At 61.6% G+C, this 15,429-nt stretch carries 13 protein-coding genes and 3 pseudogenes; 12 read left to right on the top strand and 4 right to left on the bottom strand.

What is annotated here, in order from left to right:
* Positions 1-138 precede the first annotated feature (138 nt).
* The 7 genes and pseudogenes from B0G76_RS22995 (at position 139) to B0G76_RS23025 (ending at position 6,475) form a co-directional block, all read left to right on the top strand.
* Positions 139-984, top strand: coding sequence for a gallate dioxygenase (locus B0G76_RS22995; protein WP_120296698.1), 846 nt, complete (start codon positions 139-141; stop codon positions 982-984).
* Positions 981-1,250 (top strand): protocatechuate 3,4-dioxygenase, encoded by a 270-nt coding sequence (locus B0G76_RS23000; protein ID WP_259460682.1) that lies wholly within the window; start codon positions 981-983, stop codon positions 1,248-1,250. The genes B0G76_RS22995 and B0G76_RS23000 overlap by 4 nt, the downstream gene beginning before the upstream one ends.
* Before the next feature lie 200 nt (positions 1,251-1,450).
* Positions 1,451-2,801, top strand: a pseudogene (locus B0G76_RS23005) (MFS transporter).
* Between the two features lie 85 nt (positions 2,802-2,886).
* Complete coding sequence (locus B0G76_RS23010) at positions 2,887-3,429, top strand: hypothetical protein (RefSeq protein WP_120294583.1); 543 nt, start codon at positions 2,887-2,889, stop codon at positions 3,427-3,429.
* 80 nt (positions 3,430-3,509) lie between these two features.
* Positions 3,510-4,730 (top strand): annotated as a pseudogene (locus B0G76_RS23015) (porin).
* Positions 4,731-4,926: 196 nt separating this feature from the next.
* Positions 4,927-5,475: a carboxymuconolactone decarboxylase family protein gene (locus B0G76_RS23020; RefSeq protein WP_120294584.1), complete on the top strand. Its 549-nt coding sequence runs from the start codon at positions 4,927-4,929 to the stop codon at positions 5,473-5,475.
* Positions 5,476-5,617: 142 nt separating this feature from the next.
* Positions 5,618-6,475 carry a helix-turn-helix domain-containing protein gene (locus tag B0G76_RS23025; protein WP_120294585.1) on the top strand — a complete coding sequence of 286 codons (858 nt, stop codon included), beginning with the start codon at positions 5,618-5,620 and terminating at the stop codon, positions 6,473-6,475.
* 16 nt (positions 6,476-6,491) lie between these two features.
* Here the strand turns inward: B0G76_RS23025 and B0G76_RS23030 are convergent, their stop codons facing one another.
* The 4 genes from B0G76_RS23030 to B0G76_RS23045 form a co-directional block, all read right to left on the bottom strand.
* On the bottom strand, positions 6,492-7,685 hold the full coding sequence (locus tag B0G76_RS23030; protein ID WP_120294586.1) for a porin: 1,194 nt from the start codon (positions 7,683-7,685) through the stop codon (positions 6,492-6,494).
* A 179-nt stretch (positions 7,686-7,864) separates the two neighbouring features.
* A complete protein-coding gene (locus B0G76_RS23035) occupies positions 7,865-9,259 on the bottom strand; it encodes a cytochrome c (RefSeq protein ID WP_120294587.1) in 1,395 nt (464 codons plus the stop codon).
* A complete protein-coding gene (locus B0G76_RS23040) occupies positions 9,256-11,034 on the bottom strand; it encodes a GMC family oxidoreductase (protein ID WP_120294588.1) in 1,779 nt (592 codons plus the stop codon). The genes B0G76_RS23035 and B0G76_RS23040 overlap by 4 nt, the downstream gene beginning before the upstream one ends.
* Positions 11,034-11,765 (bottom strand): gluconate 2-dehydrogenase subunit 3 family protein, encoded by a 732-nt coding sequence (locus B0G76_RS23045; protein WP_120294589.1) that lies wholly within the window; start codon positions 11,763-11,765, stop codon positions 11,034-11,036. The genes B0G76_RS23040 and B0G76_RS23045 overlap by 1 nt, the downstream gene beginning before the upstream one ends.
* Positions 11,766-12,014: 249 nt before the next feature.
* On the opposite strand from B0G76_RS23045, the gene B0G76_RS23050 reads away from it, so the two are divergent.
* The 5 genes and pseudogenes from B0G76_RS23050 to B0G76_RS23070 all read left to right on the top strand — a co-directional run bounded on the left by B0G76_RS23050 (position 12,015) and on the right by B0G76_RS23070 (position 15,421).
* Positions 12,015-12,281 carry a Rieske (2Fe-2S) protein gene (locus tag B0G76_RS23050; protein ID WP_120294590.1) on the top strand — a complete coding sequence of 89 codons (267 nt, stop codon included), beginning with the start codon at positions 12,015-12,017 and terminating at the stop codon, positions 12,279-12,281.
* A 235-nt stretch (positions 12,282-12,516) separates the two neighbouring features.
* A complete protein-coding gene (locus B0G76_RS23055) occupies positions 12,517-13,359 on the top strand; it encodes a dioxygenase (protein WP_120296700.1) in 843 nt (280 codons plus the stop codon).
* Positions 13,360-13,373: 14 nt separating this feature from the next.
* A pseudogene (locus B0G76_RS23060) lies at positions 13,374-14,124 on the top strand (SDR family NAD(P)-dependent oxidoreductase).
* A gap of 17 nt (positions 14,125-14,141) precedes the next feature.
* A complete protein-coding gene (locus B0G76_RS23065; RefSeq protein WP_120294591.1) occupies positions 14,142-15,023 on the top strand; it encodes a 3-keto-5-aminohexanoate cleavage protein in 882 nt (293 codons plus the stop codon).
* A complete protein-coding gene (locus B0G76_RS23070; RefSeq protein WP_220700772.1) occupies positions 15,020-15,421 on the top strand; it encodes a gamma carbonic anhydrase family protein in 402 nt (133 codons plus the stop codon). The genes B0G76_RS23065 and B0G76_RS23070 overlap by 4 nt, the downstream gene beginning before the upstream one ends.
* Positions 15,422-15,429: the final 8 nt, after the last annotated feature.

Genomic DNA, 15,429 nt, shown 5'->3' on the forward strand with positions numbered 1-15,429 from the left:
ACCCGTACTTCCGGCGAGCGTGCCCGATCCATATTGTTGCATCTCAAGATGGTTGCAATGGCTGCCCGCCCGGTAGCGGCGACCTATCCGAACAGCGCGCGCTGGCGCGCGGCACGAAGCAACGGAAGACAACGGCATATGGCAAGAATCATTGGTGGAATCGGCACGTCGCATGTGCCCACTATCGGCATGGCGTACGACAAGGGCAAGCAGAACGACTCCGCGTGGGCGCCGCTTTTCAAAGGCTACGAACCGGTGGCCAACTGGCTTGCCGAGCGTAAGCCGGACGTGATGGTGATGTTCTACAACGACCATGCCAACAGCTTCTTCTTCGATTGCTATCCGACCTTTGCGTTAGGGGTGTCGGGCAACCATACATTTGCGGACGAAGGCGCGGGCAAGCGCCCATTGCCGGACATTGACGGTCATCCCGATCTCGCGATCCACATCGCGGAGCAGCGCGTCAACGACGAGTTCGATCTGACGATCTTCCAGGACCGGGCACTCGATCACGGATGCAATTCGCCGCTCTCGCTGATGTTGCCGCATGACGGCGGCTGGCCGATGTCGCTCGTGCCGATGGAAGTCAACGTGCTGCAATATCCGCTGCCCACCGCGAACCGCTGCTATCGCCTGGGTCAGGCGCTGCGCCGCGCGATCGAATCGTTCGAGCAGGATCTGGACGTGGTGGTGGTCGGCACGGGCGGTCTGTCTCACCAGGTCCACGGGGAGCGAAGCGGTTTCAACAATACCGATTGGGACATGGAGTTCCTCGATCTGATCGTTCTTGACCCGCAGCGTCTCGCCGCAATGAAGCATGTCGATTATGTGCGCCTCGGCGGCGCGGAGAGTGTGGAGACGATCATGTGGCTCGCCATGCGCGGCGCGCTGGGGTCGACGGTTCGTGAACTACATCGCAGCTATTACCTTGCGACGAGCACCGCGATGGCCGTGACCCTCTACGAAGGCGAGGTGACGCAATGAACCCGCAACTGATCGGTACCGAGGAATTGACGGGGACGTACCCGTTCGATATTCGCCAGAGCATCAAGGCGATGTGTCTGAACCGCTTTTTCTGGCAGATGCGTGAAGCGCCGGCTCGCACGCTCTGGCTGGAGAACCGGGTCGCTGCCTACGACGCGGCCAACCTGACGGCGGAAGAACGCGCGCTCGTCGACAACACCGACTGGATCGGCATGATCCGTTATGGCGTGTGTTTCTTCGTCCTCGAAAATTTGCACGCGTGGTGAAGATCACGAACCTCGGCATGCACGCCAGCATGCGAGGCGAAACACTCGAAGCGTTTCTGAAGACGCGCAGGGTACCGGAAGCCGTCTAAGGCGACTCGACGCTGCGCCGCATCTTTTTAGCGGTTTTTCATTTCCATACCGAGAAGACCCTGGATTCGTCAGAACGCCGGGGCGGGACACTATTTTCTCCGGAGACACGCATGAAATCTGCAGACTCAGTCGACATCAAGGCGTTTATCGATGCACGCAAGGTGTCGGCGTACCAGTGGCTGGTCCTGGTTCTATGTTTTCTGATCGTCATGATGGACGGTCTGGATACAGCCGTCATGGGTTTTGTCGCGCCCGTCATCATGCATGATGCATGACTGGAGTGTCAGCCGGGCCGCCTTCGGTCCGGTGATGAGCGCCGCGATGGTCGGCCTCGCGATCGGCGCGCTGGCCGCGGGACCGATTGCCGATCGGATCGGGCGAAAGAAAGTACTGGTTGCCTCCGTGCTCTGCTTTGGATTCTTCAGCCTGCTTTGCGCCTTCGCTGCCTCCCCCGTGCAACTCGTCACGCTGCGCTTTCTGACGGGCCTGGGTCTGGGCGCCGCGATGCCGAACTCGACCACTCTGCTCTCCGAATACGTACCGTCACGCAGCCGCTCGCTGCTGCTCACGATCATGTTCACTGGTTTCAACTTTGGATCCGGTGCTGGTGGATTCGTGGCGGCTTCGCTGATTCCGCACTTCGGCTGGCGCGCGGTGTTCATGTTCGGCGGCGTCTTGCCGATCCTTAGCGTTCCATTGCTGCTGTGGCTGCTGCCCGAGTCCGCGCGCTTGATGCTGGTGCGCAAGATGCCGACGCAGCGCATCGCGGCAACGCTCGGCCGCGTGTGCGGACATGTGTTCGGTCAGGACGTGCGCTTCACCGCGCCCGAACCGGTGATCGCTGCGAAGGCGCCGGTGCGCATGCTGTTCGCGGACGGCTACGCGTTCAGCACACTAATGCTGTGGCTCACGTACTTCATGGGCCTGCTAATCATCTATCTGCTGACCGGCTGGCTGCCCACGCTGATCAAGGACGCCGGCTTGCCCGTCGAACGTGCTGCCGCGATCACCGGCATGTTCCAATTGGGTGGCACCGTGGGCGCCGTGGCGGTCGGCTTCGCGATGGACCGGTTGGATCGCAATGCGGTAATCGGCGCGGCGTATCTGCTCGGCGGCGTGTTTATCTTCGCGCTCGGCATGGGCACGCTCAAGTCGAACCTGTTGCCGGTTCTCGTCACCTGTGCCGGCTTTTTCATGAGCGGCGCGCAGACCGGTCTCAATGCACTCGCGCCGACCTGCTATCCGACTCGTGCCCGTGCAACCGGTGTGAGCTGGATGCTGGGGTTCGGGCGGCTCGGCGGCATTCTCGGCTCGCTTGTGGGTGGTGCATTGCTCTCGCTGGGATTCAGTTTCGAAACCGTGTTCGCGGTGCTCGCGGTGCCCGCGCTGATTGCTGCCGCGGCGATCGTCATGAATCGCCTTGCGCTGCGTTTTATCACCAGTCCGGTGGCCGATGCGTGAACGTGTCCGTTGCAGCTTCATGCCTCCGCGCATGGATGGTTGCGGGTAGGGCATCCCTGAGTTGAACGAGTAGAAGGAGAGAGACATGAGTGGAGATTTCAGCGTGAGCGGAAGTGGGCTAACTACGGGTGTGACGTCGAATGTGGCGGAATGGCCCAACCGCACGGCGATGATTCGCGCGGGGGTGACCGGCGGCTTGATCGGCGCCGTGATCATCTGGATTTACGAAGCGCTCGTCTGGGTAGGCGCGCAGCACCTGATGCCGTTGGCGGGCATTCCACGCAATGCGACCGGACTCGTGTTCGGCAAAGAGGTGCAGGAGTCGCTCGGCGTGGGGGCCTATATCGTCGGCACGGGTGTTCACTTTGTCTTCGCCTCCGCGTGGGGCGTGCTGTTCGCGGCGATCTGGCCGTACTTTCGGCGGCGCGGATACGAAGCGACTTTTGTGGCGCTGTTTTACGCGGTTGTTGCGTGGATCGCGATGCACGTGGCGATCATGATCGCCTCCGATAACCACCCGAACTACTACGACCCGGCTGTGATCATTGGCGGCTTCATGTCCCATATCTTCTTCACCGTCCCCCTGGCCTTGACGGTCAAGCGGCTGCTGCAATCACGAGGGCAATAGCGTCCGGGCTTGAGGAAGCTTGGGCAACCGTGCCGATAGAAAAGAATTTCAACAACGCGTATGAATTGGAGATCTGCAGAATGAATAAAGGTATCAGGCGAGTAGACGTTGTGTTGTTCGGGGCGGCGATCGCGGCTTCCATGCCGGCTTTCGCGCAAAGCAGCGTCACGTTATACGGCATCGTCGACAACGGCATTTCCTATACGAACAATCAGTCGACCCTCGGCACCACCAGCGGAGGAAAGTCGGCGGTCAAAATGACACCTGGCGTATGGGCGGGCAGCCGCTTCGGCCTGAAAGGCGGCGAGGATCTGGGCGGCAACACCAAGGCGATCTTTCAGCTCGAGTCCGGCTTCAATTCGGCAAACGGTGGCCAGCAATACACCAATGCGATGTTCGGCCGCCAGGCGTGGGTCGGCGTGACCAACCCGGCGTACGGTACGTTCACGGCGGGCCGCCAATACGCTTCGTATTACCAACTACTCTCGCCGTATGGCCCGACCACCTGGATCACAGGCTACTACGGCGCGCATCCCGGCGATATCGACGGCCTCGACACGATCTACTGTGCGAACAACACGCTGGAGTACACGTCGCCGAAGATGTATGGCCTGACGGTGAGCGGCTCGTATTCGCTGGGCGGCGTGGCGGGCAGCACGAACCTGGGCTCCACCTGGTCGACCGCGGTTCAGTATGCAATGGGCCCGGTGGGCTTCGCGGTCGGTTTCTCGCGGATCAACAATTCGACCGCGGGCGGCGGCGCGTGGGGCGCGGATTCGACCACCACGAATGGCGGCTCGCAGATCGGCGTTTCCGCGCTGACAAACTGCTTTCAGACCGCGCGGGCATAACAGCGTTTCGCGGTGGGCGGTGGTTACACGTTCAATAGCGCGTGGGATGTCACGGCGACCTATTCGAACGTTCAGTACATTCCGGGCAGCGGCTCGAAGTTCCACGACACCGCGATCTTCAATACCGGTGGTCTCGTTCTGCACTGGAAGCCGGCTGTTACGTGGGATTTCGGCGCGGGCTACAGCTATACCCGTGCCACGCGCGCGAACGGCATTCAGGACAACGCGCAATACCACCAGTTCAATCTCTCGGAGTATTGCTCGCTGTCCAAGCGCACGGGTTTGTACGCGCTCGAGGCCTATCAGAAGGCGAAGGGCAAGACGTTGGGAACCAGCGGGGCCGGGCAGATCATCGATGCCACGGCGGCACTCGGCGATGGCTATAACAGTGCGCCGTCGTCCTCCGGCAGTCAGTTTGCGGTTGGTGTGGGCATTGTTCACCGGTTCTGATTTGTTGTTTTTGCGGTGAGAAAGGCCGGGCGCAGTTCACGCCCGGCCTTTTTTCTTTTCCGTGGACGGTTGCATGGCCGTGTGCCGCCTACCTGAACCTATTACATCGGAGGTAATTGGCGAGCCGCGCCCGCACGCCTAATCTTCGGTCATCGCGCAACTCATTCCGAGCGGCGCATACGACCGAGGTCATATCATGTCGACGTTTCACATTCATACGATTGAATCCGCACCCGAACAATCGAAGCCGGTATTGCGGCAGCTCGAGCAGAACTTCGGCCTTGTCCCGAACATCGCGGGCGCAATGGCTGAATCGCCGGTGCTGATCGGCGGCTTCATCGGCATCTTCCAGAAAGTGCATTCGGGCACATTTACGGAAGCGCAGATACAGGCCCTGTTGCTGACCAACGCAGTGACGAACGCGTGCTCATGGGCCGTGGCATTTCACACCGCGCTCGCGCTGAAAGAGGGCCTTTCACACACCGATGTCGAAGCGATTCGCGACGGCCGCGCACCGGCTGATAGCAAGCATGCGGCACTCTCGACCTTGACGAAAACAGCGATCGAAAAGCGCGGACACCTGAATGACCGTGACGTGAACCAGTTTATCGAGGCGGGTTTTCGCCAGGACCAGGTGCTCGAAGTACTCACGGTGCTGGCTGCTTCTACTATCACGAACTACGCCGGCAACATCACCAATCCTCCGCTCGAAGCACGTTTCCAGGAGTATGCCTGGACCGCATAGGTCTCGTCCTGAAGGGTCGTTCAGCAACAGGGAGTATGCTGAACGACACGATTCGAACGACCCGCTGGCGCCGGACATCCACGATGCTCCGGCACCACCGGTCACCCAACCCGATCCATATCGACTTGCGGATAAGAGACCGATGAATCCTGCGAATCCCGAAAGGAAGACGCCGCCGAATGATCTCGGTGCATTGTTGCGTCACTGGAGAGACATGCGCGGTATCAGCCAGTTGGACTTGTCGTTCAACGCGGGCGTCTCGCAGCGGCACATCAGTTTTATCGAAAGCGGACGCAGCGTGCCGAGCCGTCAGATGCTGATGGATATCGCCCAGACGCTCGACATTCCTCTGCGCGAACGCAACACACTGCTACTGGCAGCGGGCTATGCGCCCATGTATGCCGAGAGCGCCTGGAACGCGCAGGAAATGCAGAGCGTGACCCATGCACTCGGGCGAATGTTGCGGCAGCACGAGCCGTTTCCCGCGCTCGTCATGGATCGCTACTGGAACGTGCTGATGACCAACGAATCGGCACCGCGGTTCTTCAATTGCTTTATCGACATGGCTGCGCGCAAGGGGCCGCGCAATATGTTGCATCTGATTTTCGATCCGGACGGATTGCGTCCTTTCGTTGCCGATTGGCAAGCGGTGGCGAATAGCCTGATTCAGCGTGTCTATCGGGAGTCGGTCGGTCGCATGGTCGACGATCAGACGCGTGAGTTGCTTGCCGCATTGCGCGCCTATCCTGACGTGCAAACGGACTTGCAGGCTTCGCAGAGCCCCTCGGGAGCAGGGGCCGTTGCTGCGGGCATGCCGGTGATACCGCTCGGCTTCGTCAGGGACGGCAAGGTTCTGAACTACTTTTCAATGGTCGCCACCGTGGGCACGCCGCGAACCGTCGCCGCGCAGGAACTGCGTATCGAATGCATGTTCCCCGCCGACGACGAGACGGAAGCGCGTCATCTCGAGATGATCAACGTGGTCCCGCAACAGTACTGAGCGCCGCCCGAACCCGTTAGAACCGGTGCCGCAAGCCAATACTCACAATTGCCTGCGACTGCGTGTCCGACGAGTGGCTATTGCCCTTGTCGCTGACCGATGCGGTCGCCGCGACCGGATTGCCGAGCGCATCCAGCGTCATACCGGCCGCGTGCTGATAGCCGCCCATCAGATAGACCGTGGAGCGTTTGGACACGTTGTACTGCGCGCCGAGCGTGACGTTGTGATATTGCGCGCGCTCATCCACGCCTTCCACTTCGCCGCCGCGCGTGTAGCTATACCCTGCGAACAGTTGCACGGCCGGGCGGATCGTCCACTGTCCGAATACGCCTGCGATGTTGAACGTCGCATGTCCGTTGAACAATGAATCGGCACCCGAGCGGTATTGCACGTTGCTGTAGTTCAAGCCGACGATGGCCGGGCCAAAATTGTACGTAGCTCCCGCGGCGACGATCTGTTGCGATTGCGCGCTTGCATAGCCTTCGTTGATCGACGAATTGAACAGACCGTCGTCCGTGCCGCTCCATTTGCCGTATGTCGAGTCTTTCGGTCCGCTCTTGCTGTTGTCCGAACGCTCGTAGCCGACGCCCACATGCAGCGGGCCGTTGCCGTATGCCGCGCCCACGCTCCATGTGTTCTGCTGCTTCAGGCTGCCTGGCTGACCACCGAAATCATATAACGTGCCGAACGTGAAGCCCGAGTAGTTCGCGCTCGTGTACTTGACCGAGTTGTTGACGCGCGCGGTCTGATCGAGATCGTCGATGTCGCCGGGATGCGCGCCATAGCCGCCAACCATCGCGACCGGCGCAACCGGCGCGACGAAGTCGTTCAGCGAGGTGTACTGGCGGCCGAGCGTGATCGTGCCGTATTGCTGGCTGCCCACGCCGACGAACGCCTGGCGGCCGAACAACCCACCGTTCTGGCCCGTCTTGCCGTTCGTGATGTCGAAGCCGTCTTCAAGCAGGAACAGGGCGTTCCAGCCACCGCCAAGATCTTCCTGGCCCTTGATGCCAAAGCGGCTGCCGGAGAGGTTGCCACTCGTCATCGCGACGTTCGAGTGTCCTGTGTACGCGCCGGGGGAGCCGGTGCGCTCGTTGCTGCGATACGTGATACCGGCGTCGACGATGCCGTACAGCATGACGGAACTCTGCGCGGACGCGATCCCCGCGAAAGACAACAGGAGGGGTGCAGCAATCAATTGCTTTTTCATCGGTGTTATAGCTTGGTTGGATCGTCTATCTCAGGTCGCCTGCATGGCGATTTCTCTTTTTCCGCGCGCACGCAATCCGCTCCTGAGCGAAGGAGCCGATTGCGTGAAGCGGGGGAAGCGGCTTGCGTGCCCCTTGCCGCGCGCTCCGATTGCGAGCGCGTTGCAAGGGCGGCGTAATGTCAGTGGCCGAGCGAAGTGAGTGCCGCGCCGGGCGGCATCTCGGGCGCACGCACCGTGACGGTCTTGCGGACCTTGGCGACATCCGTCGCGCTGACCGTCGAACCGGTGTTGCCCCAACTGTTGCGCACGAAGTTCGTGACGTCGGCGACTTCCTGATCGTTCAGGCGCCAGCCGAAGGCCGGCATCGTGAACGAAGACGGCGCGGTCTTTGTGCCTTCCAGCGTATTGCCGGTCAGCAGCACATGAATCAGCGAGGTTGCGTCCTTGCCCTGCACGACCGGATTGCCGCCCAGTGCCGGGAAAACGCGTGTGTAGCCACGGCCGTCGCTGCGATGGCAGGCGGTGCAATTATCGCGGTACACGGCAGCGCCGGGGGCGGTGGCGTCGCCGGTTCGCAGCGCGCGAGCCGCCGTATCGTTGTACACGTACGGCGTTTCCTTCGGATCGGTCGACGGCAGCGTCTTCAGGTAACGCGCGATCGCGCTCAGATCGGCATCGTTCATGTGCTGCATGCTGTGCTGCACGACGTCGGTCATGCCGCCGAATGCCGCGGTGTGCAGCGTGCGTCCGGTCTTCAGGAATTGCACGAGATCGGCTTCGCTCCACGAGCCGATGCCGGTGCGTGAATTGCCGCGCAGGCTCGACGGGGTCCATCCGTCGATCGCCGCGCCGCCCGCGAGAAACTCGGCGCCGTCGAGATCGCTCAACGCGCGTTCCTGCATCGTCACCGCACGCGGTGTATGGCAGGCGCCGCAGTGGCCGAGACCCTGCACGAGGTAAGCACCGCGCGCGACTACCGGGTCGGCATAGTGCTTCGCATCGAACGTCACGGGATCAGGCGCGAACAGGTAACGCCAGATGCCGAGTGGCCAGCGCATCGACAACGGCCAGACGATATCGACCGGACGGTTCGCCTGGTTCACCGGCGCGACGCCATGCGTGAAGTACGCATACAGCGCATGCATATCGTCTTTGCTCAGGCGTGCATACGACGGGTACGGCATCGCCGGATACAGCGTGTCGCCGTTCGGCCGCACGCCGGCACGCACCGCGCGATCGAACTGCGCGAAGGTCCAGGAGCCGATACCGGTGTTGCGATCGGGCGTGATGTTGGTCGAGTAGATCGCGCCGATCGGCGTGTCGAACTTCAGGCCGCCCGCGAAGGGCTTGCCCGATTGCGCCGTGTGACACGCAATGCAATCGCCGGTCCGCGCGAGGTATTCGCCGTGCGCGATCAGGGCCGTGTCGGATTGAGGTTGAGTTTGTGCTTGAGTTTGAGTTTGCGTCGCCGCTTGCGCGGCGAGCGGTGCGGACAACGCAGCAACCGCGCAGAACGACGCAGCGCTCACGCGCTTGAATGCCCGACCCAGGCGTTCGATATCGATCTTCTTCATACGCTCACCAGCGGCCCGGGGTTCTTCAGATACTGCGTGCGGATCGCGCGCGCCGACCAATAGGCGAGCGCGGCAACGAGGCCGGTCGGGTTGTAGCCGATGCCTTGCGGGAACGCCGACGCACCCATGACGAACACGTTGTGCACGTCCCAGCTTTGCAGATAACGGTTCAGCACACTGGTTTTCGGATCGGTGCCCATGATCGCGCCGCCGACGAGGTGAGTCGTCTGATAGCGGCGCGAATCGAAGTGCGCGCCGAATTCACGCGTATAGACGTTGATGGTCTTCGATCCCATCTGCTGCGCAATCTTGTGCATCTGTCCGGTGACGTAGCGCGCCATCTTGATGTCGTTGTCCTTCCAGTCGAAGGTCATGCGCAACAGCGGCTGGCCGTATGAATCGCGATAGGTCGGATCGAGGTCGAGAAACACGTCGCGATACGACATGTTGGAGCCGTGCGCGTCCATCGAAATCGTGTGCGCGTAATGGTCCTTTACCGATTTCTTCCAGTCCACCCCCCAGTTCGGCGTGCCCGGCGGGGTCGCGATCCCGCTGATCGGTTTGGTGCCCGCCTGGTTCACCCACAACGGCGAGCCGCCGACAAAGCCGAGTGGACCGTGATCGAAGTTGTCGGCATTGAAGTCGTCGACGGCGACGCCGTTGCCGCCTGCGCCGATGAACGGATTCGTAAAGGTGTCCTTGTCGAAGAACGCGGTGATCGTGGAGAGGTTCTGATACGCGAAGTTGCGGCCGACCACGCCTTCGCCGGAGATCGGGTCGTACGGCTTGCCGATGCCCGACAGCAGAAGCAGATGGACGTTGTGATACTGGAACGCCGCGACGATCACGAGATCGGCGGGCTGAAACACTTCGTTGCCCGCCGGATCGACATACGTCACGCCCTCGGCGCGTTTTTTCGTGTCGTCGAGTTCGACGCGCAGCACGTGGCAACGCGAGCGCAGTTCGAAGTTCGGCAACTGCTTCAGCGCTGGCAGGATGTTCAGATTCGGCGATGCCTTCGAGTACATGTAGCACGCGTAGCCGCTGCAGAATCCGCAGAAGTTGCACGATCCCATCTGCACGCCGTACGGGTTCGTGTAGGGACCCGACGTATTCGCGGAAGGCAGGCGGTACGGGTGCAGCCCGATCTCGCGCGCCGCCTTGCCGAAGCGCTCGGCCGAGTACGTGTTCAATTGCGCGGCAAGCGGAAAGTTGTCGCTGCGCGGCGCTTCGAATACGTTGCCGTCGCCCACCACCTTGCCGTTGACCTTATACGCCTGGCCCGAGGTGCCGAACACTTTCTCGGCGAAGTCGAAATGCGGTTCGAGTTCGTCGTAACTGACGCCGTAATCCTGGATCGTCATGCCTTCCGGAATGAAGCGCTTGCCGTAGCGTTCTTCGTAGTGGCTCTTCAACCGCAGCTCTTCCGGCGTGATGCGGAAATGCACGCCCGACCAATGCAGCCCCGCGCCACCAACACCTTCGCCCGGCAGGAACGCCGCAAGCTGCCGATAGGGCAGCGCCGTATCGCCGACGTTATGACGGATCGACACGGTGGTCTTGGAGAGATCGAGGAACAGCTTCTTGCGGACGTTGTAGGTCAGCTCGTCGATCGTGTTCGGATACGCGCCGTCCGGATAGGTGTCGCGATACTCGCCGCGTTCGAGCGCGACCACGTTGAGGCCGGCCTCGGTGAGTTCCTTCGCGAGGATCGCGCCGGTCCAGCCGAAGCCGACGATGACCGCGTCGACGTGCGGTTTGGTTTGGGTGCTCATCAGGTGCGCTTTCCTTGAATCGACACAGGGCCATACGGATAGGCCTCGCCGTTCTGATTGACGAAGTCCATGAAATCGGCACGCGCGCCGGGGAAGCCGATCATCTTCCAGCCGCCCATGTCGCGATTGCCGCCGTGGATCGGGTCGCAGAAGTAGCCTTCGCGGGTGTTTTGCAGCAACTGGCCGAAGAAGACAGCGGCCGGGACGTCAGCGAGATCGATCTTGCCGGTCTCGAGCGCGGCGAGCACGGTGTCGCGCGTGGTCGCGTCGAGGGCGTCGAACGGATGCGAGTAGGTCTTCGTGCAGTACGCGTTTACCGCGGCGATGCCGAGCCGGTACAGATCGCGCGGCACGAGCTTCAACTGATAACCGAGTTCCGGCACGCCTTGCGTAAACGGTGCCTGCATGTACCAGAGCGCGCCGTGCGCGTACGGCGTGTCCATCTGCCGGTCGATGAATTCGGGCACGCCGGCTTCGAGCGCGCCCGGGCCTTCGCTGTCCGCCGGAATCAGACGATCGACTGCCGCGTGGACGAAGGCCCATTCCTTTGCGTCGAAGAAATGCGGCTTGTAGTCGGCGCCGGAGGCCTGGCCCGCGGAGGCGGCGCCGTTCGAGCCCTGAGCGGTGGTGGCGGATTGCTTGACTTCGCAGCCGGCGAGGGTCCCGACGGGAACCAGCGTGACGGCCGTGCGTAAGAAGCCGCGGCGAGAGGTGAGAGGAGATTGAGCCATGTTGTTCGTTATCGCGAGATGAGAGCGCGCCAGGGCGCCCGCGGGCTGTCGTCGGATTTCGGCGTCATGGTAAATGGAACCGGTTCCAAAGTCTTTTTACTTTTTTACAATAAGCTGTTTCCTGAAGTGATTAAATGCCGGTTTGAGAGAAAAATCGCTTTTAAATCATAGGTGTTTTTCGGGCTTTCTGGCCTGCGGGCGGCCTGAGTAGCGCGGTGTGAAACTGACGCGAAAAAGCGACGTTTATGGATGCGTCCTGGAAGGGAAGCTTTTGCGGCGACACGCCGTGGCGACGAAGCCTGGGCCTATCGCAATGTGTGCCCGCATTTTTCGATTGCGCTGAACTACGAACCCAACACGTTCTGGGCCTACGACGCCGAATTGCTGATGTGCGCGCATCACAGCGCGATGTTCCGCTTCGAAGACGGCCAGTGCGTCGACGGCCCGTGTCAGGGCGCGGCGCTCACGCCGGTCGTTATTCGCATCGAGCAACGAAAAATATTCAATAGCGATTGAACGGCGTGGCCGAAGCTGTGAGGATGCAATCGGTTGCGCGGTCAACGCACACATCGCCATTCCATTTGCCCGTGTAATCAGGGTTAACTATGCCATCTTAAAGCTTTGACATCGGTATACTTGCAATTTATTATGCAAACGATTGCATTGATGGAGGTGACCTGTGGAAGATTCAAGCTATCTGAAAAACACCGTCGACGACGCCGCTTCGATCACCGCGGTTGTCAAGGCGGCAATGAGCGAGACCGACAATCCCCGGCTCAAGGAGATTCTCGACGCGCTAGTGGAGCATGGTCATGCTTTCCTGAAGCAGGTGAAGCTGACCGACGAGGAGTTCGAAAAGGGCCTGGATTTCGTGCGGACCGTCGGCCTGGCTTGCAACGACAAGCACAATGAAGTCGTCCTGCTCGCCGACGTGCTGGGTCTTTCGACGCTGGTTACGTTGCTGAACAACTCGGACGCCAGCGGCCGCACGCCGGGCGCCCTGTTGGGACCGTTCTACCGGGGCGACTCGCCGCAGTACGCGAATGGTGGATGCATCGCCTGCGCGAACTCACCCGGCTCCCCGCTGTTCGTGAACGGCCGCGTGCTCAACACCCAGGGCGAGCCGGTTGCCAACGCCAAGGTCGACGTCTGGCAGGCTTCGCCGGTCGGCCTGTACGAAAACCAGGACTCGAGCCAGCCCGACATGAACCTGCGCGGGCACTTCTACACCGACAGCGAGGGGCGCTTCACGTGCAGGAGCGTGCGTCCTGCGGGCTACCCCGTGCCCACCGACGGGCCGGTCGGCGTGCTGCTCGAAAAGCAGAATCGCCACCCGTTCCGGCCGGCGCATCTGCACTTCGTCATCATCGCGGAAGGCTACGCAACGCTGGTCTCGCAAGTATTCGCCGACGACTCGGAGCATCTGAATTCAGACGTCGTGTTCGGTGTCAACCGCAGCCTCGTCGGCACGTTCGAGCGCCACGATTCCGGCACGGGTCCAGAGCGAGACGTAGACCGGCTCTACTACACACTCGACTACGACTTCGTTCTTGCCGAAGGAACGCCGACCTACCCAACTCCCCCCATCAAGTAAAGAAGAGGTCTCACGTGTCCAACACACTTGCAGGGAAGGTTGCGGTCATCCTGGGCGGAACCGGCGGTATCGGCGCCGCTGCAGCTCACCGTCTTGGGCAAGCCGGCGCCCGCGTCGTGGTGGTGGGTCAGCGCGACCTGGCCCGGGCGCAGCGCGTGGCCAGCGATTTGCCGGGCGAGGGCCATAGCGCGGCGCTTGCCTCCATTACCGAGAGCGAGAGCCTGAACGCGCTGGCAACGCTGGGTGCGCGACCGGTATGGCCGCGCGGACATTCTTGTGAACACAGCGGGCTTCACCCAGCCCGTCAAGCATGCCGATCTGAATGCGCTCACCGACGAATTGATTGACGAGATTCTGAAGGTCAACTGGCGTGGGCAATTCGCGGCCATCCGCGCTTTTCGCGAACTGCTCGATGCGTCGGGAGACGGCCTCGTCGTTAACGTTTCATCGATTTCCGGCACCACGGGTGTGGGCAGCAACATCGCCTACTGCGCGGCCAAAGCCGGGCTCGATGTGATGGCGGCGTCGCTTGGCCGCGCGCTTGCACCTCGCATTCGTGTCCTGAACGTGTCTCCGGGAGTGGTCGATACCTCGTTCGTTCCCGGCCGTGGCGACGACTTCAACGAGAAGGTGGCCGCCACCACGCCGCTCGGCCGCATTGGAACGACGGACGATATCGCGGCGGCGATCGAGGCGTGCGCCACTCATCTGACATTCAGCACTGGGGTGACCATCGTCGTGGACGGTGGCCGTCGCCTGAACTAGTTGCAGCGAGGCTCAACATGCATTCCCGCAAGACCATCATCACCTGCGCTGTAACAGGCAATATCACCAAACCGGAACAGCATCCGGGGCTGCCGATCACACCGGCGCAGATCGCGACCGCTTCGCTCGATGCCGCGCGCGCCGGCGCGGCCGCCGTTCACATCCACGTGCGGGATCCCGAAACAGGGCGGCCCTCGATGGATGTGGCGCTTTACCGGGAAGTCATCGAGCGCATCCGCGCGGTGAATGCCGATCTCATCATCAACCTGACCACGGGCCCGGGTGGCCGCTTTATTCCCAGCGACGAGGACCCCAGAGTCGCGGCGCCGGGCACCACCTTGCTGCCGCCGGAAAGGCGCGTCGAGCATATTCTCGAACTCAGGCCGGACATCTGCAGTCTCGACCTGAACACGATGAACTCCGGTGGCGACGTTGTCATCAATACACCTAAGAATGTCACGCGCATGGCCAACGTCATCCGCGAGGCGGGCGTCAAGCCCGAGCTTGAGATTTTCGACTCCGGTGATCTGCATCTCGCGTTGGACCTGATCAAAGACGGCGTGCTCGACGGGCCAGGGCTTTGGACCCTTGTGATGGGCGTCAAGTACGGTTTCTCGGCCAGTCCGGAAACGCTGCTCTACGCACGTAACCTGCTGCCCCGTGAGGCCGTGTGGTCGGCCTTCGGTGTCGGCCGGTTCGAATTCCCGATCGCCGCCCAGGCATGGTTGGCGGGCGGCCACGTGCGCGTCGGACTTGAAGACAACATTTACATCGCCAAGGGCGTGCTCGCCGAAAGCAATGCGGAGCTGGTCATGCGTGCTCGCGACATCGTGTATTCGCTGGGCGGTGAATTGGCGACCAGCCAGGAAGCGCGCGAGCTTCTGGGCTTGAACCGATGAGCGCTATTCAGGACGCGTCGGTATTCGGCGTGCCGAAGGTGGATCCGAGCGTCTACATCGCCCATGGCACGACGCTGGTCGGCGACGTGAGCATCGGCGGTCAGTCGTCCGTTTGGTTCAACTGCGTGCTGCGCGGAGACGTCCGGGAAATTGTGATCGGCATGCGCACGAATATTCAGGACGGCACGGTCATTCACGGCACCACCAACGGTCTGCCCGTGATCATCGGCGACGACGTGACGGTTGGCCATGGCGCGATTTTGCATGCCTGCACGATTGAAGATACGGGGTTTGTCGGGTTCGGCGCACGCGTACTCGATGGAGCAGTCGTCAGGTCAGGCGGCATGCTGGCCGCGGGGGCGGTTCTCACGCCTCGCAAGGTGGTGGGGTACCGGTGAGTTGTGGG

Origin of the sequence: Paraburkholderia sp. BL23I1N1 (assembly GCF_003610295.1) — a bacterium.
Taxonomy (GTDB): Bacteria; Pseudomonadota; Gammaproteobacteria; order Burkholderiales; family Burkholderiaceae; genus Paraburkholderia.